General features: G+C 67.5%; 24 protein-coding genes. 9 read left to right on the forward strand and 15 right to left on the reverse strand.

Annotated features, from left to right (window positions below):
* Positions 1-17 precede the first annotated feature (17 nt).
* Positions 18-419 (forward strand): DUF1850 domain-containing protein, encoded by a 402-nt coding sequence (locus IEW34_RS25665; RefSeq protein WP_188612077.1) that lies wholly within the window; start codon positions 18-20, stop codon positions 417-419.
* Between the two features lie 85 nt (positions 420-504).
* Here IEW34_RS25665 and IEW34_RS25670 read toward each other — a convergent pair whose 3' ends face one another.
* From IEW34_RS25670 to IEW34_RS25680, 3 genes are read right to left on the reverse strand one after another with little or no spacing between them, the layout of a single operon-like run.
* Positions 505-2,067: an ABC transporter permease/substrate-binding protein gene (locus IEW34_RS25670; RefSeq protein WP_188612078.1), complete on the reverse strand. Its 1,563-nt coding sequence runs from the start codon at positions 2,065-2,067 to the stop codon at positions 505-507.
* Positions 2,068-2,069: 2 nt separating this feature from the next.
* Positions 2,070-2,891, reverse strand: coding sequence for an ATP-binding cassette domain-containing protein (locus tag IEW34_RS25675; protein ID WP_244642213.1), 822 nt, complete (start codon positions 2,889-2,891; stop codon positions 2,070-2,072).
* Entirely contained in the window at positions 2,888-3,829 is a 942-nt protein-coding gene (locus IEW34_RS25680) for a class I SAM-dependent methyltransferase (RefSeq protein WP_373288326.1), read from the reverse strand. Before IEW34_RS25680 ends, IEW34_RS25675 begins: the two co-directional genes overlap by 4 nt.
* Positions 3,830-4,215: 386 nt before the next feature.
* Between IEW34_RS25680 and IEW34_RS25685 the strand changes: the two genes are divergently transcribed.
* The 3 genes from IEW34_RS25685 to IEW34_RS25695 all read left to right on the forward strand — a co-directional run bounded on the left by IEW34_RS25685 (position 4,216) and on the right by IEW34_RS25695 (position 7,207).
* Positions 4,216-5,196, forward strand: a complete 981-nt coding sequence (locus IEW34_RS25685) for a glutathione S-transferase family protein (RefSeq protein ID WP_188612080.1) — start codon at positions 4,216-4,218, stop codon at positions 5,194-5,196.
* A gap of 220 nt (positions 5,197-5,416) precedes the next feature.
* Entirely contained in the window at positions 5,417-6,361 is a 945-nt protein-coding gene (locus IEW34_RS25690; RefSeq protein ID WP_188612081.1) for a transglutaminase family protein, read from the forward strand.
* Between the two features lie 42 nt (positions 6,362-6,403).
* Positions 6,404-7,207, forward strand: a complete 804-nt coding sequence (locus IEW34_RS25695) for a transglutaminase-like domain-containing protein (protein ID WP_188612082.1) — start codon at positions 6,404-6,406, stop codon at positions 7,205-7,207.
* Positions 7,208-7,550: 343 nt separating this feature from the next.
* Here the strand turns inward: IEW34_RS25695 and IEW34_RS25700 are convergent, their stop codons facing one another.
* Positions 7,551-8,243, reverse strand: coding sequence for a TetR family transcriptional regulator (locus IEW34_RS25700; RefSeq protein WP_188612083.1), 693 nt, complete (start codon positions 8,241-8,243; stop codon positions 7,551-7,553).
* Positions 8,244-8,572: 329 nt separating this feature from the next.
* Between IEW34_RS25700 and IEW34_RS25705 the strand changes: the two genes are divergently transcribed.
* Entirely contained in the window at positions 8,573-9,784 is a 1,212-nt protein-coding gene (locus IEW34_RS25705; RefSeq protein WP_188612084.1) for an LLM class flavin-dependent oxidoreductase, read from the forward strand.
* A gap of 37 nt (positions 9,785-9,821) precedes the next feature.
* On the opposite strand, the gene IEW34_RS25710 is transcribed toward IEW34_RS25705, so the two are convergent.
* From IEW34_RS25710 to IEW34_RS25750, 9 genes are all read right to left on the reverse strand, one after another.
* Positions 9,822-10,613, reverse strand: coding sequence for an SDR family NAD(P)-dependent oxidoreductase (locus IEW34_RS25710; protein ID WP_188612085.1), 792 nt, complete (start codon positions 10,611-10,613; stop codon positions 9,822-9,824).
* Positions 10,614-10,732: 119 nt separating this feature from the next.
* The gene (locus IEW34_RS25715) at positions 10,733-12,151 is read right to left on the reverse strand and encodes an aldehyde dehydrogenase family protein (RefSeq protein ID WP_188612086.1); all 1,419 of its coding nucleotides are present in this window, start codon (positions 12,149-12,151) and stop codon (positions 10,733-10,735) included.
* A 14-nt stretch (positions 12,152-12,165) separates the two neighbouring features.
* On the reverse strand, positions 12,166-13,269 hold the full coding sequence (locus IEW34_RS25720; RefSeq protein WP_188612087.1) for an NAD(P)-dependent alcohol dehydrogenase: 1,104 nt from the start codon (positions 13,267-13,269) through the stop codon (positions 12,166-12,168).
* A gap of 322 nt (positions 13,270-13,591) precedes the next feature.
* Entirely contained in the window at positions 13,592-14,542 is a 951-nt protein-coding gene (locus IEW34_RS25725; RefSeq protein ID WP_188612088.1) for a sulfonate ABC transporter substrate-binding protein, read from the reverse strand.
* A 280-nt stretch (positions 14,543-14,822) separates the two neighbouring features.
* Positions 14,823-16,352 carry a sugar ABC transporter ATP-binding protein gene (locus IEW34_RS25730; RefSeq protein ID WP_188612089.1) on the reverse strand — a complete coding sequence of 510 codons (1,530 nt, stop codon included), beginning with the start codon at positions 16,350-16,352 and terminating at the stop codon, positions 14,823-14,825.
* Entirely contained in the window at positions 16,352-17,461 is a 1,110-nt protein-coding gene (locus IEW34_RS25735) for an SMP-30/gluconolactonase/LRE family protein (protein WP_188612090.1), read from the reverse strand. The genes IEW34_RS25730 and IEW34_RS25735 overlap by 1 nt, the downstream gene beginning before the upstream one ends.
* Positions 17,461-19,614: an ABC transporter permease gene (locus IEW34_RS25740; RefSeq protein ID WP_188612091.1), complete on the reverse strand. Its 2,154-nt coding sequence runs from the start codon at positions 19,612-19,614 to the stop codon at positions 17,461-17,463. Before IEW34_RS25740 ends, IEW34_RS25735 begins: the two co-directional genes overlap by 1 nt.
* A gap of 164 nt (positions 19,615-19,778) precedes the next feature.
* A complete protein-coding gene (locus IEW34_RS25745; RefSeq protein ID WP_188612092.1) occupies positions 19,779-20,792 on the reverse strand; it encodes a sugar ABC transporter substrate-binding protein in 1,014 nt (337 codons plus the stop codon).
* 61 nt (positions 20,793-20,853) lie between these two features.
* Positions 20,854-21,843 (reverse strand): ABC transporter permease, encoded by a 990-nt coding sequence (locus IEW34_RS25750; protein ID WP_244642215.1) that lies wholly within the window; start codon positions 21,841-21,843, stop codon positions 20,854-20,856.
* 253 nt (positions 21,844-22,096) lie between these two features.
* Here IEW34_RS25750 and IEW34_RS25755 point away from each other — a divergent pair, with 253 nt between their 5' ends.
* Positions 22,097-22,759, forward strand: coding sequence for a GntR family transcriptional regulator (locus IEW34_RS25755; RefSeq protein WP_188612093.1), 663 nt, complete (start codon positions 22,097-22,099; stop codon positions 22,757-22,759).
* Between the two features lie 167 nt (positions 22,760-22,926).
* Positions 22,927-23,571, forward strand: coding sequence for a COG3904 family protein (locus IEW34_RS25760; RefSeq protein ID WP_188612094.1), 645 nt, complete (start codon positions 22,927-22,929; stop codon positions 23,569-23,571).
* A gap of 123 nt (positions 23,572-23,694) precedes the next feature.
* Here the strand turns inward: IEW34_RS25760 and IEW34_RS25765 are convergent, their stop codons facing one another.
* On the reverse strand, positions 23,695-23,925 hold the full coding sequence (locus tag IEW34_RS25765) for a YMGG-like glycine zipper-containing protein (RefSeq protein WP_188612095.1): 231 nt from the start codon (positions 23,923-23,925) through the stop codon (positions 23,695-23,697).
* Between the two features lie 363 nt (positions 23,926-24,288).
* Between IEW34_RS25765 and IEW34_RS30770 the strand changes: the two genes are divergently transcribed.
* Both IEW34_RS30770 and IEW34_RS30775 read left to right on the forward strand, forming a co-directional pair.
* The gene (locus IEW34_RS30770; RefSeq protein ID WP_244642216.1) at positions 24,289-24,636 is read left to right on the forward strand and encodes a hypothetical protein; all 348 of its coding nucleotides are present in this window, start codon (positions 24,289-24,291) and stop codon (positions 24,634-24,636) included.
* Positions 24,594-24,956 (forward strand): methyltransferase family protein, encoded by a 363-nt coding sequence (locus IEW34_RS30775; RefSeq protein ID WP_244642217.1) that lies wholly within the window; start codon positions 24,594-24,596, stop codon positions 24,954-24,956. Before IEW34_RS30770 ends, IEW34_RS30775 begins: the two co-directional genes overlap by 43 nt.
* Positions 24,957-25,015: 59 nt before the next feature.
* On the opposite strand, the gene IEW34_RS25775 is transcribed toward IEW34_RS30775, so the two are convergent.
* Positions 25,016-26,071 carry a glycosyltransferase family 4 protein gene (locus tag IEW34_RS25775; protein WP_188612200.1) on the reverse strand — a complete coding sequence of 352 codons (1,056 nt, stop codon included), beginning with the start codon at positions 26,069-26,071 and terminating at the stop codon, positions 25,016-25,018.
* Between the last annotated feature and the right edge of the window lie 50 nt (positions 26,072-26,121).

Here is a 26,121-nt window from a genome sequence, read left to right on the forward strand (position 1 = left end):
GAGGGGCCGCTGAGCCGATGACCGTGAGTCTGTGCCTTCTGGCGGGCGGCGTGATCGTCAGGCTCGGCGTCGAGGCGGCGACATTGGCCTGGAGCCACTCGGTCGAGAAGATTCTGTGGGAGGAGGATTGGCGTGCGACCCCCGCGGGCCTCGTCCTCGACCAGGCCCGCGTGCGCGGCTCTGGCGCCGGCATGGAGCCGCCGCCGGACGCCCGGCTCAGCAACGACGTCTGGTCCTGGAGGCCGACCCTCGCGCCGCTACCGCAGGTCGTTATGCGCCGATCCGGTGCCACCGCCGACTGGCGCATCTGCGCCCGCGGCGCCTGCCGCGTCGTCGGCGATCTCGTGCCGCGCGACGCAGACCCGGTGCTGCTCGAGGCGTGCGGAGACGCGCACCCGCCCCGCTCTGGTCGCCGCTGATGTGGGGCGCCGTCGCGCCGTGCAATGTCCGTCGAGGCGGAGCGTCGAGGCGGTCAGCGCACGGTGGATGCCCGCGGCGGCCGCCTCACTCGCTCCCGGAGTGCGGTATCATCTTGCCGAGCCAGCGCGCGGCCTCGGCCGGCGAGATCGCCCCTTGGGGCTTGTCGACCAAGAAATTGGCCTGCCGCATCCTGCGCACGGGGACCGCTCCGATCAACGGCGCGAGAGCGGACGCGAGTTCCTCGTCGTTTGCACGCTTGGGCGAGACCATCAAGATGGCGTCGTAGGGTGGGATGCGCTGTTGCGGATCCTCGAGCACCGTGAGGTGATCGGCTTCGATCCGGCCGTCGCTGGAGAATGCGGCGATGACATCGACATCGCCATCGGCCAGGGCACGATACATGAACGTGGACTGGAACTCGCGCGTGTGGGCGAAGCTCAAGCCATAGCCGTCGCGCAGCATCGTCCAGTCCGGTCGGGCGAAGAACTCGTAGTCGCTGCCAAGGCTGAGGCCGGGGGCATGGCGCCCGAGATCGGCGATCGAATGGACGCCCAGTTCCTCGGCGCGATCGCTGCGCATCGTCAGCGCGTAGGCGTTCTCGAACCCCAATGCTCCCAGCATGGTGATGCCGTGTTCGCGTTTGAGCCAGCTCTCGATCTCGCGCAGCATCACCTTGCGTGATGGGTGGTCGCTCCGACCCATTGCATTGGCCCAGATGGTGCCGGAATAGTCGACGTAGACATCGATGTCGTTCTGCGCGAGGGCGCGAAAAACCACCGCCGATCCGAGGCCGCTGCGGACGGCCGCGGCATGTCCGGTGTGCGCGAGCCGCTGACCGATGAGATCCGCCAGGATATATTGCTCGGTGAAGTTCTTGGCGCCGATCACATAGTCGGTGCGCGAGGCGGGCCCGAGCACCGTAAATGCGGCCGTAAGCACACCGAGCAAAAGCGCAACTCCGGCCGACCAGATGCGCCGGCGGCGCCGCTGGGCGAGGCCGCCCTCTATCACGGCCAGAAGCTGATCAACGGTCAAGGCTAACGCCGCCGAGACGGCGCAGCCGAACAGCACCCAGATCCAGTTCTCGGTCTGAAGCCCGGAAAAGATGTAGTTGCCGAGGCTGGTCTGGCCGACCGGCGTGGCCAAGGTCGCGGTGCCGATCACCCAGACGGCGGCGGTACGGATGCCCGCCATCATCACGGGCGCGATCAGCGGCAGTTCAACGCGGAGCAACCGCTGTCGGCCGGTCATGCCGACTCCATCGGCGGCTTCGCCCAGGGAGGGGTCGAGGTTGGCGATGCCGGCGACGACGTTCCGCACGATCGGCAGCATGGAATAGAGCGTGAGGGCCAGCAGCGCCGGCAGAAAGCCCAGGGCCGAAAAGCCACCGCCGGTGAGCTTTGTCGTCAACAGCGAGAGCCCGATCAGGATCGGATAGAACAGCGCCATCAACGCGAGACCCGGAATCGTCTGCACCAGGCTGACGAAGGAGAGGAGCGGCCAGCGCAGGAGGGCGCTGCGGCTGGCGAGCAATGCGAGCGGCAAGCTCAGCGCGATGCCGATCGCCAGCGCGGCAGCGCTCAGAAGAACATGGTAGCCAAGGTACTCGGGCAGGACGCGGAGCGCGCTCGCAACGGGACCGTCCACGGTCAGGATCCGTCCGTCGATCGACCATCGAGCAGAGCCCGGACCTTGCCCGCCTGGCGTAGCGGCATATCCATCAACGCCCGCACCCCGTCGTCCGGCGGGTCCGTGAGGAGCGCGTGGGGCGTCCCGTCCGCCACGATGCGGCCCTCGCGAAGGATGACGATCCGGTCGGCGAGCAGCACGGCCTCGAAAATGTCGTGCGTGACCATGACGGTGGTGAGCCCAAGGGCCGTATGCAGCCGGCGGCACGCATGTCCCAGCGTGTCGCGCGTGATCGGATCGAGGGCTCCGAATGGCTCGTCCATGAGGAGGAGACCAGGCCGCGCGGCGAGCGCTCTGGCGATGCCGACGCGCTGGCGCTGGCCGCCGGAGAGTGCGTCGGGCATGCGTGCGCCGTAATCGGCAGGAAGCTCGACCAGCGCCAGCAGCTCGGCAACGCGATCCACGATTTCCTGTCGGGGCCAGCCAAGCAGGTCCGGCGTGATGCCGATATTCTCCGCAACGGTGAGATGCGGAAACAGACCGACGCCCTGGAAGACATAGCCGATGCGACGTCGCAGATCGTGCGGGGGGCGATCGTGCACCGGCCGTCCGTCGACGAGGACCTCACCGCGTTCAGGCTCGACCAAGCGGTTGATGCACTTGAGGGCTGTCGTCTTACCTGATCCGGACGCGCCCACCATCGCGACGAAGGTGCCCGGAGCTATCGAGAGGCCGACATCGCGAAGCGCAAAATGCCGCCCCTCGTCGAAGCTTTTCGTCACCCCGTCCAGCACGATGGCTGGAGCCATCTCGCCCTGCGGCGAGAGGCCGGCCACCCTCATGTCTCCATGGCGATACGGGTGTCACCCTCGTGGCTGACCTGCACATAGCGCGCCCCGATGGCTGCAAAGCGGCCACTGGTCACGGTGACGATGTCGTCGATCGGGAGTGCCCTCGCGGCCTCCGCGGGCCGCGACACGAACAGCTCCGCCTGGAACAAGCCGTCGGCTTCGAAGCCCGACGTGTCGATGCCGCGTGCCTTCAGGCTGTCGAGGCTGCGCTCGAATTCGTCCTCATCGCGAAAGCGCCGCTGGACGAAGGTTGAGCCGGCCAGTTTCTCGGTCACCATGCCACGTTCGGCGAATGCGGCGATGAACTCGTCATAGGGGAACATTCGCAGCACGAACGAAATGATCCAGGGCGGGCTCGCCGTCGCATCGAGGAGCTTGCTGTAGGTCTTATGAGTAACGTAGCCGATCGCTCCGGTCGACAGCAGCACGTTGGCCGGCGCAACGATGGCGGCGTCCGCTGCCGACAGCGAACCGGTCTCGAGATCGGCGGCGACGCCATTGGCATGAAGCCCGACGGCATTGGCGTACCCGATCGCGGCATCGGAAGCATCGAAGCCGATGAAGCGGCCAAGTCCGATGTCGGGCCAACTGGAGTAGAAGTGTCGGTCCAGCCGGATCAACTCCTCCGGCTGGAGTTTGATCATCTCGCGACGCGCATAGCGTTGGCGCAGGCTCGCGAAATTCACGGGAAAGCGGTGTATGGCGGCGTTGATGCCGTAGGAGCAACCGATGTCGAGCACCGTGTTCGTGCAGCCATTGTACCGGGCGTGGGCATCGAGTAGCTGGCGGATGACGGGTTCAGCGACATCGGGGATCATATAGTCGAGAGCGCCAAGTGTAGAAAAATACAATCTAGGGTCGGATAGCGTATAGATATCGTCGAATACGGCCTTGTTCTTGTTGATGCGAGCGATCGAATCGAGCAATATATGCCTCCTCGTGCGGCCAGCATACGTGGCGCCAGACGTCATTAATTCTCCGCGGATAGCTGTGTCTTATCCGCGTACCAGACGTTTTTCAACCCGGGGAGCGCAGATTGACGTCTGCTGCTTCAGAGAATGAGCGCACTAACCGTGGGCATGGCAGTTCGTTTGGGCCGATGCTGCGCCGGTTGCGAGAGGCGCATGGCCGGCAAAATCAGCGCCTCGGCCGCGACCGAGGCGCTGCGTGGAGACAGCTGACCGCGCTGGGCGGATCGGTCGCCGCGGCGCGTTCTCCATGCCTCCCGGGCACAAGAGCGGATAGCATCCGTATCGGCGAAGCGGCCGCCCGGGCGCGCTGACCCGGCGCGCGGGCCCGGACCAGGGAGACGATCGTGGGATTGCTGATCGATGGCCAATGGCAAGACGACTGGTACGACACGGCTGCGACGGGCGGGCGTTTCGTCCGCAAGGAGGCGCAGTTCCGCAATTGGGTCACCGCGGACGGCGCGCCGGGGCCACGCGGCGTCGGCGGCTTTCGGGCCGAGGCCGGGCGTTACCACCTCTACGTCAGTCTGGCCTGTCCGTGGGCGCACCGCACGCTGATCATGCGCGCCCTCAAGGGACTGGAGAACATGATCTCCGTGTCGGTGGTCCACTGGCGCATGCTCGACCGGGGGTGGACCTTCGCGGATGGGCCGGGCGTTGTCGCCGACGGCATCAACGGCGCCGCCTACCTGCATCAGGTCTATACCGCCGCAGCGCCCGACTATACGGGGCGCGTCACGGTCCCCGTGCTCTGGGACAAGCAGCAGAGCGCTATCGTCAACAACGAATCGTCCGAGATCATCCGGATGCTCAACTCCGGCTTCGACGGCGTCGGCGCGCGGGCGGGGGACTACTATCCGGCGGCGCTGCGTGAGGACATCGATACGCTTAACACACGCGTCTACGACACGGTCAACAACGGCGTCTACAAGGCTGGCTTCGCCACCACGCAGCGCGCCTACGAGGAGGCGGTGGGGCCGCTCTTCGACACGCTCGACTGGCTCGACGCGCGTCTTGCGGCGCGGCGCTTCCTCCTGGGCGCCAGCCTCACCGAGGCCGACGTCCGCCTGTTCACGACGCTCGTACGTTTCGATGCGGTCTATGTCGGCCACTTCAAGTGCAACATCCGCCGCATCGCCGACTATCCCAGCCTCTCGGGCTATACCCGCGATCTGTTCCAGACGCCGGGCGTCGCCGCCACGGTGAACTTCGAGCACATCAAGCGCCACTATTACGAGAGCCACCGTACCATCAATCCCAGCGGCATCGTGCCCCTGGGGCCGGCGCTCGATTTCATGGCGCCGCACGGGCGCGACCGGCTCGGCTGAGCGGATGGATTGTCGCGCGATGTCGTGCGCGCGACGGCTGGCGCCGGGCGCGGACCGCGAGTAGCCTCCGAGGGAGCTGCCCGGATGCGGGGCCGGTCCGTGCCTCGCCGAGGCGAGGCGCTCGGCCTGCGGTCCGGGTACGACGAGCAGCACGGCCTATCGGCCCGGAAGCTTCTCATTCCGGGTGGAAGATGCTCGGGGAGGCCAAACCCACCGCGTCATGACCATCTTTTCCGTCCAGCACACGACGATCTACCGCTACGCACGCCCGGTCTCCTTCGGCGACCACCGGCTCATGTATCGCCCCCGTGACAGCTATGATCAGAAACTGCTCAGCGAGCGCCTGGTCGTAACCCCGCGGCCCAAGCAGGTTCGCTGGATCCACGACGTCTTCGGCAATTGCGTCGCGCTCGTCGGATTCTCGGGCCAGGCGCGCGAGCTCAGCTTCAACTCGCTGATCCGGCTGGACCATACGCCCCAGGACGTGCCGGACTTCCAGATCGACAAGGCGGCCCTGACCTATCCGTTCGCCTATGGCGAGGAGGAGCTGCCGGATCTCACCGGCACGATCACGCGCCACTACCCCGACCAGCATGACGCGGTCGGACGCTGGGCACGGCAGTTCCTGAGCGCGCGCCGGTCGATCGAGACGGGCCGGCTGCTGATGACGATGTGCTACGCGATCCACGAGGGCTTCGCCTACGCCCGTCGCAGCGAAAACGGCACGCAGCCGCCGGCGCTGACCCTGGAGCTGACCCGCGGCACCTGTCGCGACTTTGCGCTGCTGATGGTCGAGGCAGTCCGCTCGCTCGGCCTCGCCGCCCGCTTCGTCTCCGGCTACATCTACGTTCCCGACCGGGACGGCTCCACCACGCTCGGCGGCGGCGCGACCCACGCCTGGTGCCAGGTCTATCTGCCGGGGGCGGGATGGGTGGAGTTTGATCCGACCAACGGCATCGTCGGCAACCGCGACCTGATTCGCGTCGCCGTCGCCCGCGATCCCCGGCAGGCCGTCCCGCTCAGCGGCAGCTACGAGGGGGAGGCGGAGGATTTCGTCGGCATGTCGGTGCAGGTCAATGTGACGACCGAGCCGCCGCTCGCAAACTGGGATCTGGTCGAGGGCGGGGCCGCGGAACCGCCGACGCGGAGCGGCGTTGAGCCCTAGCTTTCTCAACTGAGGGAAAGCTTTGGGAGGGCTGGCGCATTGATGAAAATACGGGCTGGATTCACCATCGGCTATGAATGCCCCAAGCCGACACCAATGTTGCTTGCGCTCGACGTTCATCCGTCGCGCCGGGGCGACCTGCTGAGCGAGCCGACGCTGGCGTTCGACCCGCCGATCGAAGCTCGCAGCTATGTCGACGGCTTCGGCAACGCCTGCACGCGCATCGTGGCGCCCGCGGGGCTGACGACGATCTCGACGGCGTTCCGCATCTTTGACGACGGGCAGCCAGACGTCGTCGCGCCGGATGCCGCGCAGCACGACATCGGCGATCTGCCGGACGATGTCCTCGTGTTCCTGCTCGGCAGCCGCTATTGCGACACTGACCGGCTGGCCGACTTCGCCTGGTCACAGTTCGCCGCGACGGAGCCCGGCTGGGCGCGGGTGCAGTCGATCTGCGATTTCGTCCACGAGCATGTCATCTTCGACTACCAGAAGGCCGATTCCCTGAGGACGGCGCACGGCGGCTACGTCGAGCGCATCGGCGTGTGCCGCGATTTTGCTCACCTGGCGATCACGCTCTGCCGGTCGATGAACATCCCGGCGCGTTACTGCACCGGCTATCTCGGCGATATCGGCATCCCGCCGGTTCCCGATCCGATGGACTTCAGCGCCTGGTTCGAAGCCTACCTGGGGGGGCATTGGTACACCTTCGACGCGCGCCACAATACGCCGCGCATCGGCCGCATCCTCATGGCCACCGGCCGGGACGCCACCGACGTGGCGCTCTCGACCAACTTCGGGCCGACCCGGCTGGCGCGGTTCGAGGTGGTCACCGAGGAGGTTTAGAGCGTTTTCGAGCGAAGTGGACGCCGGTTCGCGTGAAGAAAACGCGACAAAACAAACAGCTAGAGCATGTTCCCCAAAAGTGGATACCGGTTTTGGGACAAGATCATGCTCACAACAAAGACTCAGAGCGGGATGATGATTCGGGCATAGGCCGCCGTCCTCAAGATCTTCAGCTTGTCCTCGTGCGTCATGCCCTCGATACCTCATCTGCGATGGCGCGCGTCCATGCCGTTGCCAAACACCCCCGAGATTGTCGAATACCGCAAACGCGGGCCCGTCCCCACGGCCGGATTTCGATCCCGGCCGCACGCACAGGGGGGGCTCCACGGCGCCGTCGGTCCCCTCAGCGCCGCCGCGGGCGACCGGTCCGCGGCGCCGCGGCGGCGCCGCGGTCCGTCGGCAGCAGGGCCTCGATGAAGCGCACATGATCCTCTCGCAAGGCATCCGCCGCCTTGAGGATCATGCGCCGGCCGCGGTTGAACATGAGCTCGATGGCGAGGCCGCGAACGGCGGCGATCATCAGGCGGGCGTGCACCAGCAGGCGGCGATGGTCGCGAATTCCCGCGGCCGTCGCCATCCGCGTGAGATCGGCATCGATGACGTCCTCGATGCGGACCGCCACGGGCCCCAGGCGTTCCGCCAGGCCGGGCTCCCACCGGGCGGCCAGCAGGATCTCGGTCAGGGCGAGGGCGGGCGGCTCTCGTTGCAGCTCCCAGAGCACGTCCGGAAGCAGCATCAAGCCATGCGCAGGCGTCTCGAGTGCGTCGAAGCGGCGCCGGCCGGCTTCCACCATCTGCTCCATCGCGTAGCCCGCCGTGGCCTCCATCATGTCGAGCCGGGTTTGGAACTGATGTAGCATGGAGCCGCGGCTGACCGCCGCGAGCTCGGTGACCGCCTGGGTTGTCGTCGCGCCGTAGCCCCGGGTGCTCAGGCAGAGCGTAGCGGCCTCGAGGAGCCGAAGGCGTGTCTGGGCACCGCGTTCGGTCAAGGGGCGCATTCGGACCACCACCGATGCCGGATCCGCTCGCGTTTGCATGGCGCGTCCTCCCTGCGCTTTGCCTCAAGCCTCGCTCCGCAATTTGGATGAGAACCATCCCGTTGCGGAGAGATCCTCCAAGCCACGGAATCCGCAGCGCTGCTTGTGCGGCGGGTGATTCACCCAAGGGCGAAGCTCTAGAGCATTTCCGCGTTTCTTCGAATCACTGAAATGCTCTATCTGTTTGATTTGCCGCGGTTTCTTCCGGCGAACCGGCGTCCACTTCGCTCGAAAACGCTCTAGGGTAGATCGACTAGTCAGAATAGACTAGTTTCGTTGGCGCAGGGCACGAGATCCTGGGCTCCCTCAGACAAGGAGGACGACGTTTCATGGCTGGGACCAAGCTTCGTTTTGGTGCGTTCATCGCGCCGTTCCATCCCCTCGATGAAAACCCCACGCTCGCCATCGAGCGGGACCTGGAGCTGGTCCAATGGATGGACCGGCTGGGTTATGACGAAGCCTGGATCGGCGAGCATCACTCAGCCGGCTACGAGCTGATCGCGAGTCCGGAGCTGTTCATTGCCACTGCTGCTGAGCGGACCAGGCAAATCCGCCTGGGCACCGGCGTTTCCTCGTTGCCGTATCATCATCCCTTGATGCTGGCAGACCGCATCAATCAGCTCGATCATATCACGCGCGGGCGCGTCATGTTCGGGGCCGGCCCCGGCGCCTTGCCGTCGGACGCCCGCATGATGGGGATCAAGGTCGCCCAGCAGCGCGACATGATGGACGAGGCGCTGGACGCGATCGTCGCCCTGCTGCGCGGCGAGACGGTAACACGCAAGACGGACTGGTTCACGCTGGACGAGGCGCGTCTTCAACTGACGCCGTACTCGCGGCCGTCGGTCGAGATCGCGGTGGCAAGCCAGGTTTCTCCCACGGGTGCTCGCGCGGCCGGCCGGCTCGGCCTGGGCCTGCTGTCGATCGGGGCGACCTCGGTCGGCGGCTTCAATGCGCTCGCGTCCAACTGGGCGATCTGCGAGGAGATGGCCACGAGCCACGGCCAGTCGGTCGACCGGTCGGGCTGGCGCCTGGTGGGGCCCGTGCACATCGCGGAGACGCGCGAGCAGGCCCGCCAGAACGTCCGCTTCGGCCTCGAGAAATGGATCTACTACTTCCGCGAAGTGGCGGCACTGCCGCTCGCGCCCATGGAGGGTGACCCGGTGGACGCGCTGATCGCGTCGGGGCTTGCCGTGATCGGCACCCCGGACGATGCCATCGCCCAGATCGAACGGCTGGAGCGCCAATCCGGCGGTTTCGGCGCCTTCCTGCAACTCGCCCACAACTGGGCCGCGTTCGAGCAGACCAAGCGGTCGTACGAGCTGATGGCGCGCTACGTCTTCCCCCGTTTCCAGGAGCTCAACACCAATCGCCGCGCGTCGCTGGAGTGGGCCCGCGACAATCACGCCGCGCTGTTGGCCGAGCAGGTCCAGGCGGTCGGCAGCCGCGTCGTGCAGCACATCCAGGAGAAGGGCACCGAGAATATCAGCCCCGAGATCCTCGCCATGCTGCCCGGCCAGGGCCCAGCCAAGCCGGCTTGACGCGCGGCGCGATTGGGTGCCCCACCCAATCGCGCCGTCAGCGGCTGCCGCCGGCCATGGTGCCGCCGTCGGCCGTGTAGATGCCGCCGGTGCAGAAGCTCGCCTCGTCGCTGCTGAGGAAGGCGATCAGCGCGGCGATCTCCTCCGGCCGGCCATAGCGCTTCAGCGGGATGCCTGTGAGGAACTTGGTCTTCGCGCCGTCCGGATCGTCCGGCCTGGCGCCCGCCTCGATGGAGCGCATCATGCGCGTCTCCACCGGCGCCGGGTTGACCGTGTTGACGCGGATGTTGTGCGGGGCTCCCTCGAGCGCGGCGCTCTTCATCAAGCCGATCACCGCATGCTTGCTCGCCGTGTAGGCGGCGAGCCCGGCCGCGCCGCGCAGGCCCGCGGTAGAGGAGGTGATGGTGATCGCCCCGCCGCCCCCGCGCCGCAGGGCGGGAAGCAACTGCGCCAGGCCGAGGAAGACGCCGCGCACGTTGACGGCGATGACGCGGTCGAAGTCGGCCGGTGCCAGCTCGTCGATGGCCGCCACGCGCCCCTCGATGCCCGCGTTGAGGACGCCGATGTCGATCCGGCTCCAGCGCTCGAGCGCCAGGGCGACAGCCGCCCGGTTCTGTTCCTCCTCGGTCACGTCGGCGCAAATCCATGCGGCCGACGGCCCGAACGCGGCGGCCAGGTCCGAGAGCGCCTCTGCGTCGAGGTCGGCCAGCACGACCCGAGCCCCCTCGTCGACGAAGCGGGCCGCCGTGGCCCGGCCGATGCCCCCCGTCGCTCCGGTGATGAGCGCGACGGCTCCATCGAGCCGCCGTGTTGCTGCATTGCTCGCCATCGCTCAATCTCTCCCTATGTCGCTCCAGTCGCAGGGAGCCCCTCGAGCCGGATCTGGATGAGTTGCCTCCGGCAGGTTGACCGAGCCGCGCCGGCCGACCTGTCGCGGGCGCTGCGGCTTCAGTTCTTCGCCACGTAGATCGCTTGCGGCGCCATGTATTCCAGCAGACCCTTCATGCCGTTTTCTGCGCCGAAGCCGCTCTGCTTGCGGCCTGCGAACGGGGTGTCGGGCCGCAGATTGAGGTTCTGGTTGACCCACACCGTTCCCGTCTCGATGCGGCGAGCGACGCTGACGGCTTGATCGAGATCCTTCGACCAGATGGCGCCGGCCAGCCCGTAGTCGCTGGCGTTGGCGCGGTCGATGACCTCGTCCACGTCGCTGAACTTCAGCATCGGCAGGATCGGGCCGAAGGCTTCCTCCTGGACGACGCGTGACGATTCCGGCGGGTTGTCGACGATGGTGACCGGCACGAAGAAGCCGCCGTTGTCGGGGATGGCGGCCCCTTCGATCAGCGTCAGCTGGTTGGCGCGGGCATCCTCCAGCAGGTTCATGACACGGTCGTACTGCCGCCGGTTCTGGATCGGGCCGAGTACGGTGCCCTGCTCGGCGCCGTCGCCGACCTTGACCGCCTTGGCGATCGCCGCCAGACGATCGCGCAGGCCGTCGTAGACCGCTTCGTGCACGTAGAGGCGCTTGGTCGCGACGCAGATCTGGGCGCTGTTGTAGAAGGCGCCGAAGAAGATTTTCTGGGCCACCTCGTCGAGGTCGACGTCGGGTAGCACGATGGCCGCGTCGTTGCCGCCCAGCTCCAGCGTGATGCGCTTCAAGTCCTTGGCCGCGCTCTCCATGACGCGCTTGCCGGTGGCGCTGGAGCCGGTGAAGGAGATCTTGTCGAAGCCGGGGTGGGCGGTCATAGCCGGGCCCAGGTCGTCGCCGCCGCAGATCACATTGAGCACGCCGGGCGGGAAGACGTCGCGGAACAGCTCGCCGATCTTCAGAGTGCACAGCGGCGTGAACGGCGAGGGCTTCAGCACCATGGTGTTGCCGGCCAGGAGCGCCGGCGCCACCTTCCACATCGACAGAGTCACCGGGAAGTTCCAGGGCGCGATGGCGCAGATGACACCGAGGGGCACGTACCGCGTCTCGATCAGCTGCTGCTCGGAATCCTCCGAGACCTCCACCGGCGGCCGCATCGTCGAGACCGCGTGCAGCCACTGGGCCGCGCCCTGGATCTCCTGCTTGGCGCCGTCGACCGGTCGGCCTTGCTCATGGGTGAACAGGCGCGCCAATTCGTCGGCGTGGGCCGCCAGCACGTCGCCCGCTTTGCGCAGCAGCTCCTGCCGCTCGTCGATGGGCACCTGGCGCCACCGCTTGAAGGCGGTGCGCGCAGACGCGACCGCCTCGTCGAGCTGGGCGGGCGTACAGTCGGGCGCCTGCGCAAACGCCTCTCCCGTGGCCGGATTGACGACGGGGATCGCCGCGCTCGCGCGCGCGGCGCGGCCGTCGATCGTCATGCTGTAGTCGGCGTTGACATCCATCGCTCGGCTCCTGCTCAGGCGTCCATCAGCAGCACGATCTTCACGCACTCGCCGCGGTGCTGCGCCGCGACCGCCTCGTTGATCTGCTCGAAGGGAAAGGTGGTGATCAGTCGATCGAAGGGCAGCCGCCCGAGCCGGTGGAGGTCCATCAGCTCGGGCAGGAACTCACCCGGATTGCTGTCGCCCTCGATGATGCCCTTGATCGTGTAGCCGAACGTCATCGTCGTGTTGATGTCGCCCGGCAGCGGCGTGCCGGGCGGCGCGACGCCGACCAGGCCGAGCACGCCCTTGGGGGCGAGCGCGGCCACCGCCGCCGGGTACACGGCGGGAATGCCGGTGGTGTCGAAGGCATAGTCGACGCCGGCCGGCACGATGGCGCGCACCGTGGCCGCAAGGTCGGCGTCGGCGGCTGGATCGATGGTGTGGGTCGCGCCGAATTCGCGGGCCAGCGCCCGGCGCGCCGCATGCGGCTCGACCACGATGACGGTGCCGCAGGCCTGCACCTTGGCGCCCATCACGGCGGCCAGGCCGACCGGGCCGCCGCCAAGGATCAGCAGCGACGAGCCCGCCTCGCAGGCGAGCGAGCGCATGATGCTGCCGGCACCGGTCTGGATGCCGCAGCCGAGCGGGCCGATCAGTTCCAGCGGCAGGTCGCCCGGCACCTTCACCACGTTGCGTTCGTAGGTGATGGCGTGGGTGGCGAAGGAGGATTGGCCGAAGAAGTTGCTGGCGACCGGAACGCCCTCGCAGCGCAGCGCCGTCGAGCCGTCCGGCCGCATGCCGGTGTAGTTGAGCTGCGGCATGGTGAGGCAATAGGCGGCGTCACCCCGGTTGCAGCGGTGGCAGGCGCCACAGGAGCGGAAGGTGATGGCGACACGGTCCCCGGGCGCCACCTTGTGGACCTTGGGGCCGACGCGCTCGACGATGCCCGAGCCCTCGTGTCCGAGCACCGCCGGGGCGGCGATCGCACCGGCGTCTCGGAACACGAGGTCGGTGTGACAGACACCGACGCCGATGATGCGGACAAGGATCTCGTCGTCGCGAGGCTCGTCGAGGTCGAGCGTGCGGATCTCGAACGGCTGGCCGGCGCCCGTCGCCACCGCTGCGCGGATCCTCATGGTCGGACTCCGGCGAGGATGGGAGGGTGAAGCGCGCGGCAGCGCCTCGCGCCGGTCGCATCCGCCAGCGCGGACGCCTGATCGTGCAGCAAGATGGATCCTCCCTCCGCGTCCCCGGTGCATGCCGGAGGCGTCCCGCGACCGATACAGTCAGCCGGGGCGCCGCTCAACACCTATAACGCGAGGGGGGATTGCCGACGAATATTCGCAGCCGCTATCGCCGCGCCGCAAGGCCGCTTGAGGGCTTCGCTCTGATCGGGTGGAACCCTGCGATCAGAGAGAGGCATCCAGATGCAGCTTTGCGAGAGCGACGCGAATCTCTCTACGGCCCGGGCTTCCTCACCGCCGCCGCGACCTCGATCGGCCTGGGCAGCAGGCCGAGCGCGAGAAAGGTGTCAGCAATCTTCTGCTGCTCAGCGACGACCGTCGCATCGAGGGGCTTGACGCCGAAGGTCTGCCGCTTGAGCGCGATCTTCAGCACAGGGGCCGGGATGCCCGTACCGGGACTGAGCTCTTCCGCGACGGCGTCCTCGTTGTCCTTCGCCCAGGCGTTGATCTCCTCGATCGCAGCGAGGACGGCATCGATGACCTGCGGGTGGGCGTCGTTGAAGGCCCGCCCGGCGAGGTAGAACTGGCGATTGGCGGCAATCCCGGTCCCGTCGGCGAGTGTGCGCGCGCCGGTTGCGACCTCGGCAGCCGCCTGGAACGGATCCCAGATCACCCAGGCGTCGACCGAGCCGCGTTCGAAAGCCGCCCGTGCGTCGGCGGGCGCCAGAAAGGCCGGCTCGATTTCGGAATACTTCACGCCGGCCTTCTCGAGGGCCTTGACCAGTAGATAGTGGACGTTGGACCCCTTGTTGAAAGCGATCTTCTTGCCGCGCAGGTCGGCCACGGAGGTGATGGGCGAGTCCTTCCTGACCAGGATGGCCTCGCCGCGCGGCGCCGGCGGCTCGAAGCCGGCGTAGACGAAGCCGGCGCCCGCCGCCTGGCCGAAGATCGGCGGCGCCTCGCCGGCGTGGCCGAAGTCGATGGCGCCGACGTTCAGCGCCTCCAGGAGCGGCGGGCCGGAGGGGAACTCCTTCCATTCGACACGGAAGCCAAGGGGCGCGAGCTTCTTTTCCAGGCTGCCCTTGCCCTTGAGCAGGATGACATTGCCGTACTTCTGGTAGCCGACGCGCACGACCTTGTCGTCGGCGCGGGCGGCGGCGGATATCAGGCCGCCGGCCAGCATCAGCAGCCCGGCGGCCAGGGCGAATCTGCGCAGGATGTTCATGTTGCCTCTCGTCGTCTGGTCGAAGCTGCGGAAGCGTCGGGTTGCGCGGCCGAAGCGAGGGAAACCGACGCGCACCCCCCTCGATGCCGAAGAGGTGCAGGCAGTTGATCGATTCGAAACGGCAAAGACCTCAGGCGAGCGGCACCGAGGGACGGCAACACTTATCTACGACGTCGACAAGCCGTGCGCCAAGTGAACAATATTTCAAATATTTCTCGAATTTGGAGAATTTTATTCTATCTGAGGCTGATGAATTAGCGTCTTCTCTTTGCGACAGCTTTCAATGGATGGCGGCGTACATGACGCGCGCCTCCGTCGCCTCGGCGGCGGGGATCTCCTCGACGATGCGGCCGCCGCGCGCCACCAGGATGCGGTCGGAGATGGCGAGGATCTCCGGCAGGTACGACGAGATCACGATGACCGCCTTGCCCTGGCGGGCGACCTCGCGGATCGCCGCGTGGATCTGCGGAATGGCGCCGACATCGACGCCGCGGGTCGGCTCGTCGAAGATCACCAGCGAGGGCTCCTGCACCAGGGACTTCGCCACGACCACCTTCTGCTGATTGCCGCCGGAGTATTCGATGATCTTGAGGCTGCGCTTCAGCGCCGAGATCCCGAGAGCGCCGATCCAGGCGTCGGCGGTGCGCTTGCGCTCGCGCGGCGAGTAGAACCAGCGGCGGCCCAGGCGCGAGGCGAGGCGCCCGAGATAGATGTTCTCGTCGGCTGTCATGGTCTCGAAGAAGCCGTCCTGCTTTCGGTCTTCGGTGATGTAGACGATGCCGTCGTTGATCGCCTGGCTGGGCACCCGGTAGCGCACCGGCTTGCCCTTGAAGTAGATCAGGCCGCCGCGGAGGAGGTTGCGCTTGCGGGCGCCGCAGATGATGTGGGCGATCTCGGTGCGGCCGGCGCCCACGAGCCCCGCCATGCCGACGATCTCGCCGGCGAACACCGAGAACGACATGTTCTTGACCACCGCGCCCATGGTCACGTTCTCGACCGAGAGGACCTTCTCGCGGCGGCCGGCCGACGCTGGCGCGGCCATGCGCGGGGCGGCGTAGGCGCCGCCGGCGACGTCGCGGCCCACCATCATGCGAACCAGTTGCGCGCGGTCGACCTCGCCCGCTTTCACGGTCGCGACGAGCTTGCCGTCGCGCAGCACCGTCAGGCGGTCGGCGATGCTCAGCGCCTCTTCCAGCGCGTGGGAGATGAAGATGATGCCGACACCCTCGTCGCGCAGCCGTCGCAGCAGGTGGAAGAGGTGCTGGATCTCCTCCGGCGTCAGGCTCGCGGTCGGCTCGTCGAAGATGATGACGCGCGCCTGGTAGCGCGCCGCGCGGGCGATCTCGACCATCTGGCGCTTGGCGGTGCCCAGCGTCTCCACCAGGGCCAGCGGATCGACATGGAAATTGAGCGATTGCTGAGACTGTTGGGCGCTGATGTTGAGCTTGCGGAACACCGTGTAGAACGGCTCGCGCCCGAGCTGGAGGTTCTGTGCCACGGTCATCGACGGCACCAGGCTGGTCTCCTGGTAGACCATGGCGACGCCGGCCTTGAGCGCACCGCTCGGCGAGGAGAAGCCGGCCTTGCGCCCGTCGAGCAGATACTCGCCCGTCGTGAGATCGACCGCGCCGGAAATGACCTTGCACAGGGTCGATTTGCCGGCGCCGTTCTCGCCCAGCAAGGCGTGGATCTCGCCGGGACGCAGGTCGAAATCGACGTTTTCGATGGCATGGACGCCGCCGTAGACCTTGCTGGCGGAGACGATGCGGACGAGGGGCGGGGCGCCGTCGCGGGGGGCCGTCGCATCCATCAGTGTGCTCCCCTTGCCTTGGCCGGCAGCTCGACCAACTTGTCGTGGCCCTTGGCGCACGCGATCACCCGCGGCCCGACGGCGCAGACGGAAGTGATGCCGTGGGTGTGGCCGCCGACGCGGCTGTGGAAGCTCTCCACCGGGTCTCCCTCGGGCGACAGGCGCGCGAGCAGGCCGTAGGATCGCGCCGGGGCCCAGGGCTTCTGGATACCGAGCTTCTTGATGCGGCCGATCTGCGTCGGCTCGCGATAGTTGAACGGAGAGGACAGGGCCGGCCCGATCCACAGCTCCGGCGGCACCTCGGCCATCATCTGGGCGCGGAAGCGCGGCTCGCGCAGCACGAACTCGGTGAGCTGACTGCGCAGCGCGAAGAAGGCGATCCAGAAGCCGTCCGTGGCGCGCTTGAGGCGGGCTGGGTAGCCGGCGAAGTTGGGCACCAGCACCCGACCGCCGCCGCCGCGTGGCACCGATACAAGGGAGTGGCTCCAGGCCTCGGTAACGAGGAGCGCGCCCTCGTCGGCCGTCGTCGCCACGCCGTTGGGCCAGGCCAGACCGCCCTTCAGCGTGCGCGCCGCGGCGAGGCGGCTGTCGCAGACGACGAGGCGGCCGCTGGCCGGGGCGGCCGCCATCAGGTCCTGCAGCCAGTCCTCCGGCGGATTGTGGCGCGAGCCGTCGGTGACGAAGACCGTGCCGTCGCTCGCCACGGTGATCGCGGTCGGGCAGCGCAGCGGTGCGCCGTCCACGGCCTCGAGCTGCGCCTCGCCGCGTCCGTCCGGCGTCAGGGCCAGCACGCCGCGGCCGGAGACGCAGGCGAGCAGGCGCCCGTCCGGTGTCCAGGCCAGGCCGCCGACCGGCCGACCCAGATCGGCGAAGACGCGGCGGCTGTCGAAATCGGCTCCCGCGCAGCGCAGCACGGTTGTACCGCTCGACACGTAGAGAGCGCCGTCCGGCCCCGGCGCCAGGTCGTCGGGCGCCGTGATCGGCGCCCCGAGCGCCCGCGCGTCGTCCAGGCGGCTGTTGGGCGACAGCGCGCCGTCCAGCACCGGGATGCCGTGCACCGGCCGGTTGGGAAACAGGATGGCGTCGACGAGGTCCCGCAGCAGCGCCATCACGCCATCTCCCGCACCGGTGCGCGGCGCCCGGCGCTCGGGCTGGCATCGTCCCAATAGGAGGCCCAGCTCGTCCAGGTGGGATCCGCGCCGGGCAGCCGCAGGCGCCCGATCCGGTTGTTCTCGAGGCCGCCGATATAGAGGTGGCCCTTGTGCTCGCGCATGGAGGTGATGGTGGGGTGGGAATGCCCACCTGGATCCCACAGAGTCTCCAGCACGGTGCCGTCGTCGTCGAACTTGGCGATGCAGCCGTAGTTGATACCGGGGCACAGCCATTCATCCGGCGGGATCTGCTTGACCATGCGCACGCGGAAGCCCGGATCGGCCATGGCGAGGTCGTAGACGGGCGAGCGGATGCCCACGAGGGCGAGCCAGTAGGTGCCGTCGGAGGCCCGGTTGATGTTGTCGGGATAGCCGGGGAGGTTGTCGACCAGGATCTCGCATTGTCCCGCTCTCGGGCCGGCGATCCACAGGCGGTGGATGCGGCACAGCCAGGTGCTGGCCCAGAGCACGGACTGGGCGTCGTGCGCCAGGCAGACGCCGTTGGGAAAGGCGAGGTCCTTGAGGATCGTCGTCGAGCGGCCGGTCGCCGGATCATGGCAGATGAGGCGCCCGTTGCCACGCCCCTCGAAGCCGTCCAACGCCCAGTCGGCGAGATCGTAGCGGATCGTCGCCTCGCTGAAGTAGATCTTGCCGTCAGGCGCGATGTCGAGGTCGTCCGCCAGGTAGAGACGAGAATCGTCCTTGAGGCGCAACCACGAGCGGTTGGTCTCGTCGGTCACCTTGAACACCGAGCGGTCCGGCCTGACGCCGTAGACGCCCATGCCGGCGACGCAGACGATCAGGTTCTCCTCGCGGTCCATGGCCATGCCGAGCGGGCGGCCGCCGATGCGCGCGAATTCCTCACGCACCTCGTAGTCGGGGGCCAGGAAGCGGATGATCGAGCCGTTGCGGTTGACCGTGTAGAGGTTGTCCTGCCGGTCGAGGATGACATCCTCAGGCCCCTCGATGCGCTCGTAGGCGATGGCCTCGGCGGCGTGCAGGCGGTCGTTCTCGGCGAAGGCGGTGCCCGCGTCGCGGGCGATCGACGGCGGCGGCGTGAACTCCACCAAGGTCGGGCTGACGTAGATCTTCTGGAGTACCTTGCCCTTGTTCTTCTGCCATTTGACGTTGAAGCCCACCGCCGCGATCAGCAGGAAGCCGATCGTCGCCGTGGTCAGGCTGCCGTGAGTGCCGAGCTGCACGAGGCCGTTGATCAGGAGAAAGATAATGACGGCGCCGATCAGGGCGCGGGCGATGGTGCCGCGGCCTCCGGCGAGGCTGATGCCGCCGAGCACCACGGCGGCCAGCGCGTTGACCTCCCAGCCGACGCCGGTGTCGGTGCCGGAGCTGTTCTGGCGGGCGGCATAGAGGATGCCGGCGAAGGCGGTGAGCAGCCCCGACACGACATAGGCGGTGAACAGGGAGCGCTTGACATCGATGCCGGCGTGGCGCGCCGCCTTGCGGCTCGAGCCGACCGCCATGATCTGCAGCCCCGGCCGCAGGCGGGTCAGATAGATGTGCGCGGCGAGGCCGATGAGGACGAGGCAGACCATGTTGACCGGGATGCCGAAGATCGTGCCGATGCCCAGGAAGTCCCAGGCGTCGCTCGTTTCGGACGCGGAGGCGAGCTCCCGGGTGTAGGCCGTGGTGAGCTTGTTGTAGGAGGCCCGCACGACGATCAGCACCACCATTGTGGTGAGGAACGGGCGCGTCTTGGCGTAGGCGATGAGGCCGCCGTTGATGGCGCCGACCAGGGCGCCGAAGGCGAGCACGCCGATGATCATCACCGGGAACGGCAGGCCGAGGATCTGCAGCAGGTAGAGTGCCAGGAAATTCGCCATGGCGAACACGGCGCCGACGGAAAGGTCGATGCCGCCGGCAAGCACCGCGACGGCCATGGCCATCGCAACCAGCGCCTGCTCCGGGAAGCTGCGCATGAGCTGCTGCAGGTTCGGCCAGCCGGCATATCCGGGGATGGTCAGCACGAACGCGAGGAAGACGAGGCACATCAGCGTGAACGGAACGATGGGTTCCATCCAGCGCTTCTCCAGCAGCTCGCTGATGAACAATTGTGGCGAGTGGCGGTACCAGAGGCGCCGGACCGAATCCATAAGAGGAGGCTCCGTTTCGACCGACGCAGGTGGCGCGGGTCCGTGCCGGGCGGCGCGGCGTTCGCGCATCCGGCGAGGCGGGCGGCGGCGTCAGCCGGCGGCCCCGACGAAACTGGCCGGGCCGACGGGCCGCCGCGGTGGGCGGCGGCCCGTCGGCAGGGCCGTCATTCCTTCGGTACTGTGAAGCAATAGGCGCGGTCGTCCTTGCTCTTCACCCAGTAGTTAGTTGTATAATACGCAAGCTTCTTGCTGCCCGGCTTGTCGCCGTTCTGCAACAGGCCGAGCACGGCGTTGACGATGGCTTCACCCTGTGTGTCGGCGCGATAGGACAGGTTTTTGGTGAACAGGCCCTGCTCGAGCAGGTCGCAGTCGGCGGGCTGACCGTCGCTGGCGACGTAGATCTTCACCTGGCCCTGCTTGCCGGCATTCTTGACGGCCTGCGCCGCGCCGGCGGTCATCGGTCCCCAGACGCTCAGGATGGCGCATAGGTCCGGGTGCTGCTGCAGCACGGTCGTGGTGATGTCGCCGGCCTTGTTGGCGTCCCAGTTCGCCGGCTGCGAGGAGACCAGCTTGATCGTGGGATCGGTCTTGAGCACTTCGGTGGCGGCCTTCGCCATGTCGAGCGAATAGGCGGCGGTGGCTTCCCCCTCCAGGATCGCCACCTTGCCCGAGCCCTTGCCGCCGCCGCACTCGGCGACCACGTCCTTGGCCAGCATGCGTCCGAGCTTGGGCACGTCGGCGCCGACATAGGCATCGGTGAGCGTGTTCGATGCCATGTTCACCTGCACGACGTAGATGCCGGCATCCATCGCCCGCTTCAGCTCGCGGGCCAGCAGGTTGGCGGTTGGATTCTGCACGATCAGCACGTCGGGCTTCTCGTTGATCAGCGTGCTCACGGCCTGCAACTGCACGTCCGACTTGAAATTGGGGTCGCGCACGACGAGCTTCATGCCGTAGTCGTCGAAATGCGCCTTCATCACCCGTGTCCAGGTGGACTCGAGCACGCCGAGCCACACCGGCACCCAGGCGACGGTCTTGCCTTTGACCGCTTTTTCGAAGCTGGCATGCAGTTCTTCGCGCGGGTCCGCCGCCCGGGCAGGCGTCAAGGTCGCCGCGGCGAGGAGGCCGGCGGCGAGTGCCGCCGCCGCCGATTTCACGAAGATGGATCCTTTGCTCATGGTCACCCTCCCGTAGATATTATTGGTGCTGTTACGTCCACAGCATGGTATTCGGCGCGATTCAGTCGCCCTGCTTGGCCGTCTCTTCTTCCCGCGGATGCATGTAACTGTCGATGCCGATGGCCGCGAGCAACACGATGCCCTTGATGATGTCCTGGGTCTGCGTGTCCAGGTTCATGATGGTCATGCCGTTCAGCAGCACGCCGATCAGCAGGGTGCCGGCGACGACACTGAACACGTTGCCGCGGCCGCCCACGAGGCTCACTCCGCCGAGCACCACCACGAGGATCACGTCGAAGATCAGCGTGGACTCCGCGATCTGGAGATGCATGAGCGCCGTCGACGCCACCATCATCAGGCCGCCGATATAGCCGATGGTGGCTGACAAGGCGTATTCCAGCATGGTCAGCGGCCGCACGCCGATGCCCGACAGGCGCGCCGCCGCCACGTTGTCGCCGTGCGCGTAGATGAAGCGCCCGAGCACGGTGCGCGACAGGAAGACGTGCACGACCACCGCGCAACCGGCAAAGACGAGCAGCGGCACCGGAATGCCCCCCGCGACGTTGCGTCCGAGCGCCAGGAGACCGTCGTGGCCCGGCGACAGGAACACCTGATAATGCGGCACCACGAACGCCCGCGTCAGGCCGACGACGAAGAGCCCCATGGCCAGCGTCGCGAACAGCGCCGGGATCTCGACGACGGCGATCAGGAAGCCGTTGGCGACGCCGATCGTCACGGCGAGAACGAGGCCGAGCAGCAGCGCGACGCCGCTCGACAGGCCGGCGTTGATCAGCGTCACCGCCAAGGCGGCCGAGACGGCCAGCGTCGCGATCTGCGACAGGTCGATGCCCCGACCGATGACGACGAGCGCCATGCCCAGCGCCAGGACGCCGAGAATCGATACCGCACGGGCCAAAGCCAGAGCGTTGCCGACGCTGAAGAAGCCGGGGAGAGTGATGCTGAAAACGGCCGCGGCAGCGACGGCAAAGCCCATGACGGCGAGCGCCTGCGAAGGTCTGAAGCCACCTCGCCGCTGTGCGGTGTCCGCCATGGTCGCGTTCGTCCCCGTTGTTCCCTCGATCCGGTCCGCATGCGGAGCCAGTTGCCGTGTCGGCGTGGGAGCAGTGCGCCTTTAGCGCTTGCTATGAACGTTCCAGCGCCGTGCTGCTCTGTCAAGGATTTTATCCAAACGGGCCGAAAGATCCAGAAATCCGCTCGCATCCATCGCATTTGAAGTAAAATCGGATACAATCGCGGCAACCGTGATCGTTGAATCTACGGGTGGGAGGCGCAGGGCGGCCGCAATGACGAAGGGCAGCGGGCGGGACGAGCGGCTTCTCGGCGTGCAAATCGCCGAGCAGTTGCGACAGGGAATTCTGCGCGGCGACTGGAAGCCGGGCAGCCGCATCCAGCAGGACCGCCTGGCCGAGCAGTTCGGCGCCAGCCGCATCCCGGTGCGCGAGGCCCTGCGGCTACTGGAGAACGAGGGCCTGGTCGTCCTCGTGCCGAACAGCAGCGCCTGGATCAGCAAGCTCGACAAGGCCGAATGCATCGAGGTTTACATGATGCGCGAGCGCCTCGAGCCGCTGGCCCTGGCGCAGAGCGTCGCACATCTGTCGGACGGGGACATCGGCGAGCTCTCCGCCCTGGCCGCCCGCGCCAGGGTCACTCCGGATATCGAGGACTACATCCAGCTCGATCGCGAGCTTCACCTCCTCAGCGTGCGCCGCGCGCCGATGCCGCGCCTGCTGACCACGATCGAGCGCTTCTGGAACATCACGCAGCCCTATCGGCGCAATTATCTCGCCACCACGGGCGCGGAGGGGCGCTGGATCAGCGACGTCGAACACACCCTGATGATCGAGGCGATCAAGCGTCGGGACGCGGAGGAGGCCGGCCGGATGCTCGGAGCACACATTCGCAGGACGCGGTTGCACCTGGAGCAGGCAGCGTGGGTGGCCGAATAAGCCTCTGCCGCGCCTCCGGGCCGCCCCGTGTCCGCCAAATAGTTGAGAGCGAAGCGCGCTTCCGCGGCAGGCGCGGATTTTACCCAATCGGCATGGAAACACTCTAGGATGGTGCGTCGCACACAGCTGGATCGCTCGGTCGCGGTCCCGCCAACCGGAGCATTGCGTTGCTTCGCCGAGCTATACCAACTGCTCTGTGGACCTTCATCGTCGCCGTGGGGGCCCTGCCGTGGGCCAGCGGCCCAGCCCAGGCCATGAACTTCCGTCTGGTGCAGCTCCAGGACCCGCGTTGCGGCCGCGGCTGCCCACCGATCATCGCTGCGGAGGGGGAGATCACGCCCGGCACCACGGCCCGCTTCGTCGAGTTCACGCGCCAGGCGATGGACCGGGGGCCGGTGAGCAACCTCGTCCTCATCAACTCGCCCGGCGGCGTCGTCATCGAATCCCTGACACTGGGAATGGTATTGCGGGAGATCGGTGCTTCTGTGGCGGTCGCACGGGCCGGTGGTCAGGGGTTGAGCGGCGGCACCTGCTACTCGGCCTGCGTCTATGCGTTGATGGGCGGCAGCCGCCGCATCGCGCCGCCGGGGAGTCGCCTGGGCGTGCATCGCGCCTTCATGGGCCGCCCCGGCCAGCATTGGGGGCCGGCCCGCGGGGCGCGGCCGCCGGCGGGGCTGACGAACGCTATGCGCCAGTACGCACGCGCCATGGGCGTGGATCCCGCGGTGATCAGCATCGCCGAGCGTACGCCGTCCAACTCGATCCATAAGTTTCGCAGCCAGGAACTGTCGCGCCTGCGGCTTGCGCGCTGACGGCACGCTCGCGACCGCGAGGCCGCCGCGCGCGGCCGGGACAGACAAGATCGAGCGCGGCCAAGCGGCTCAGCGCCCGGCCGCACCCTTTCGCTCTTGCGGCGTAGCCGCGGCTGCGGTTGGTTAGTACCGGTAGCGCCTCGGCGTCGTGGCATTGCCGACGATGGCACCGCCGACACCGCCGATGGCGGCACCAGCCAAGGCGCCGCCGGCCGAACCTGACGCCACTCCGCCGACGAGGGCTCCCGCGCCCGCGCCGATGGCAGCACCGCCGAGAGTGCGGTCGGTGCGGTTATAGGGGTTGCAAGCGACCAGCCCGAGCGCAAGCATTCCGACGATGCACAGCTGTTTCATTCAGAGTCCCTCCTCCATACCGATAATCTGCGGCATGGCTGCAGGTTCCATGCGGGGCGATTCGGGTCAATACCCGCGGCTGCGTCGGTCGGCAGGCGGCCGTTGACCCTTGCGCGCGCCCGGCCACCGCGGCGCTTCCACGGCGGAACACGGGACCCGAACTCACCTCGCGGCCTTCTCCACGCGGCGCAGTTGCGCCTTGCGATGCGGGGCCTACGCGGCATTGGCTCGCCGCGGGCGTCGCTCCGTCACGCGCGCCGGGCCCGTCAGCGGGCGCGCGCCGCCCACGCTTCTAGCTGGTCGGCTGGCTCGTCACGCCGCCCCCGTCGCCCATCGTCAAGGTGATCAACCCGGGAGATAATCGTGGCCGGTTACCTGCTCCAGCTTGCAGCGTGGATGGCCGTCATGGCCGTCCTGATTCTGTGGCCGGCCGGCAAGCTGGCCTATCCGGGCGGCTGGGTGCTCATCGGACTGTTCGGGACCGGCGGCCTGGCGATGATCCTTTGGCTGGCGGCGTATAGTCCGAGCCTGCTGCGCGAGCGCATGGCCGCGCCATTCCAGCGCGATCAGAAGCCGTGGGATCGGGCGTGGCTGGCGTTCTTCATCGTCGGATTCGGCGGTTGGATGGCCTTCATGGCTGGGATGCGGGGCGCACGGACTTTGCGGCGGTGCCGCCATGGCTCCAGGTCGTCGGGGGCCTCTTCGTCGTGATCAACGGTGCCGGCACCTGGTGGACGTTCCGCGAGAACGCCTTCGCCGCCCCGGTGGTGAAGCTCCAGCAGGGCCAGCGGGTGATCGACACCGGCCCCTACGCCATCGTGCGTCATCCAATGTATGCGAGCGTGCTGTTCCTCCTCGTCGGCATGCCGCTGCTGCTCGGCTCCTGGCTGGGTCTGGCTTTCGCCGGCGTGCTGATCCTCGCCGTCGCGTGGCGCTCGGTGCATGAGGAGGCAACCCTGCGCGCAGGCCTCGACGGCTACGACGCTTATGCGGCGCGCGTGCGCTACCGTTTCGTTCCGTTGCTCTGGTAGCCGCCGTGCCGCCGGGACGCTTTGCGATCGGTGAGATCATCCGATCGCAGGGCAAGCGCTCAGGCCTTGACGAGATGCGGCTTGACGCGCTGGCCGTCGATCAGCTTGCGGTACACGCCGAGGTACTGGCGGGCCATGCGCTCGGCGGTGAACCGCTCCTCGAACCGCCGCCGGACGGTGGCGCGCGAGATCGCGCTCAAGTCGCGCACCGAGCCGGCCGCGCTCACGACATCCTCGACGACGAAGCCGGTGACGCCGTGCTCGACGATCTCGGGTACCGAGCCGCGGTTGAAGGCGATCACCGGCGTGCCGCAGGCCATCGCCTCGATCATCACCAGCCCGAAGGGCTCGGGCCAGTCGATCGGGACCAGCAGGGCCATGGCGCCGCTCAGAAACTCCGATTTCTCCGCATCGCCGATCTCGCCGATGTAATCGACGTTCGGAGCCGCCAGCAGCGGGCGGATGGTCTCGTCGAAGTAGTCCTGATCGGCCCGGTCGACCTTGGCGGCGATCTTGAGCGGCAGGCCGCTGAGCTGGGCGATACGGATCGCGCGGTCGACGCGCTTTTCCGGCGAGATGCGGCCCAGGAAGGCGAGATATTCAGGCCGTGCTGCAGTTGGACGCAGCAGGTCGGAGGGCATGCCGTGATGTACGGTCGAGACCCAGTTGGCCATCTGCACCGGTCGCCGCTGCGCATCCGATATGGAGATCACCGGGACGGTATCGAAGGTCGTGAACGCCGGCTGGTGCTCGGGCAGGTCGAGGCGGCCGTGCAACGTCGTCACGAAGGGCGTCGGTTGCCGCGACATGAGCGAGAAGGGATAATAGTCCAGATGGAAGTGCATCAGATCGAATTCGCCCGCCCGACGGTAGACCTGCTCGATCATCGACATGTGAAGCGCATTCGGGTCGCGTACGGTTCCGTCGAGACGCAGCGAACGGGGCCACAGTGCCTCGAGCCGTGCGGTCGTCACCGAGTCACCGCTGGCGAACAGCGTAACATCTTGACCTAGGGCGACGAGCTCCTCAGTCAACCACGACACCACCCGCTCGGTCCCGCCATACAACGTCGGCGGCACGGCTTCCGTCAGCGGGGCTATTTGCGCGATCCTCATCCTGTCATCATTCTCCGGCTGGTTGCGGTTCCATCTCGTAAGGTGAAGCC

The sequence above is a fragment of the Chelatococcus reniformis genome (genome assembly GCF_014640075.1).
GTDB classification, from domain to species: domain Bacteria; phylum Pseudomonadota; class Alphaproteobacteria; order Rhizobiales; family Beijerinckiaceae; genus Camelimonas; species Camelimonas reniformis.

Excerpts from the sequence above, each read along its gene's own strand:
- IEW34_RS25665 (WP_188612077.1), top strand. The coding sequence starts at position 18 with ATGACCGTGAGTCTGTGCCTTCTGGCGGGCGGCGTGATCGTCAGGCTC.
- IEW34_RS25675 (WP_244642213.1), bottom strand. The coding sequence starts at position 2,891 with ATGAGGGTGGCCGGCCTCTCGCCGCAGGGCGAGATGGCTCCAGCCATC.
- IEW34_RS25690 (WP_188612081.1), top strand. The coding sequence starts at position 5,417 with ATGACCATCTTTTCCGTCCAGCACACGACGATCTACCGCTACGCACGC.
- IEW34_RS25695 (WP_188612082.1), top strand. The coding sequence starts at position 6,404 with ATGAAAATACGGGCTGGATTCACCATCGGCTATGAATGCCCCAAGCCG.
- IEW34_RS25700 (WP_188612083.1), bottom strand. The coding sequence starts at position 8,243 with ATGCAAACGCGAGCGGATCCGGCATCGGTGGTGGTCCGAATGCGCCCC.
- IEW34_RS25705 (WP_188612084.1), top strand. The coding sequence starts at position 8,573 with ATGGCTGGGACCAAGCTTCGTTTTGGTGCGTTCATCGCGCCGTTCCAT.
- IEW34_RS25710 (WP_188612085.1), bottom strand. The coding sequence starts at position 10,613 with ATGGCGAGCAATGCAGCAACACGGCGGCTCGATGGAGCCGTCGCGCTC.
- IEW34_RS25715 (WP_188612086.1), bottom strand. The coding sequence starts at position 12,151 with ATGGATGTCAACGCCGACTACAGCATGACGATCGACGGCCGCGCCGCG.
- IEW34_RS25720 (WP_188612087.1), bottom strand. The coding sequence starts at position 13,269 with ATGAGGATCCGCGCAGCGGTGGCGACGGGCGCCGGCCAGCCGTTCGAG.
- IEW34_RS25725 (WP_188612088.1), bottom strand. The coding sequence starts at position 14,542 with ATGAACATCCTGCGCAGATTCGCCCTGGCCGCCGGGCTGCTGATGCTG.
- IEW34_RS25730 (WP_188612089.1), bottom strand. The coding sequence starts at position 16,352 with ATGGATGCGACGGCCCCCCGCGACGGCGCCCCGCCCCTCGTCCGCATC.
- IEW34_RS25735 (WP_188612090.1), bottom strand. The coding sequence starts at position 17,461 with ATGGCGCTGCTGCGGGACCTCGTCGACGCCATCCTGTTTCCCAACCGG.
- IEW34_RS25740 (WP_188612091.1), bottom strand. The coding sequence starts at position 19,614 with ATGGATTCGGTCCGGCGCCTCTGGTACCGCCACTCGCCACAATTGTTC.
- IEW34_RS25745 (WP_188612092.1), bottom strand. The coding sequence starts at position 20,792 with ATGAGCAAAGGATCCATCTTCGTGAAATCGGCGGCGGCGGCACTCGCC.
- IEW34_RS25750 (WP_244642215.1), bottom strand. The coding sequence starts at position 21,843 with ATGGCGGACACCGCACAGCGGCGAGGTGGCTTCAGACCTTCGCAGGCG.
- IEW34_RS25755 (WP_188612093.1), top strand. The coding sequence starts at position 22,097 with ATGACGAAGGGCAGCGGGCGGGACGAGCGGCTTCTCGGCGTGCAAATC.
- IEW34_RS25765 (WP_188612095.1), bottom strand. The coding sequence starts at position 23,925 with ATGAAACAGCTGTGCATCGTCGGAATGCTTGCGCTCGGGCTGGTCGCT.
- IEW34_RS25775 (WP_188612200.1), bottom strand. The coding sequence starts at position 26,071 with ATGAGGATCGCGCAAATAGCCCCGCTGACGGAAGCCGTGCCGCCGACG.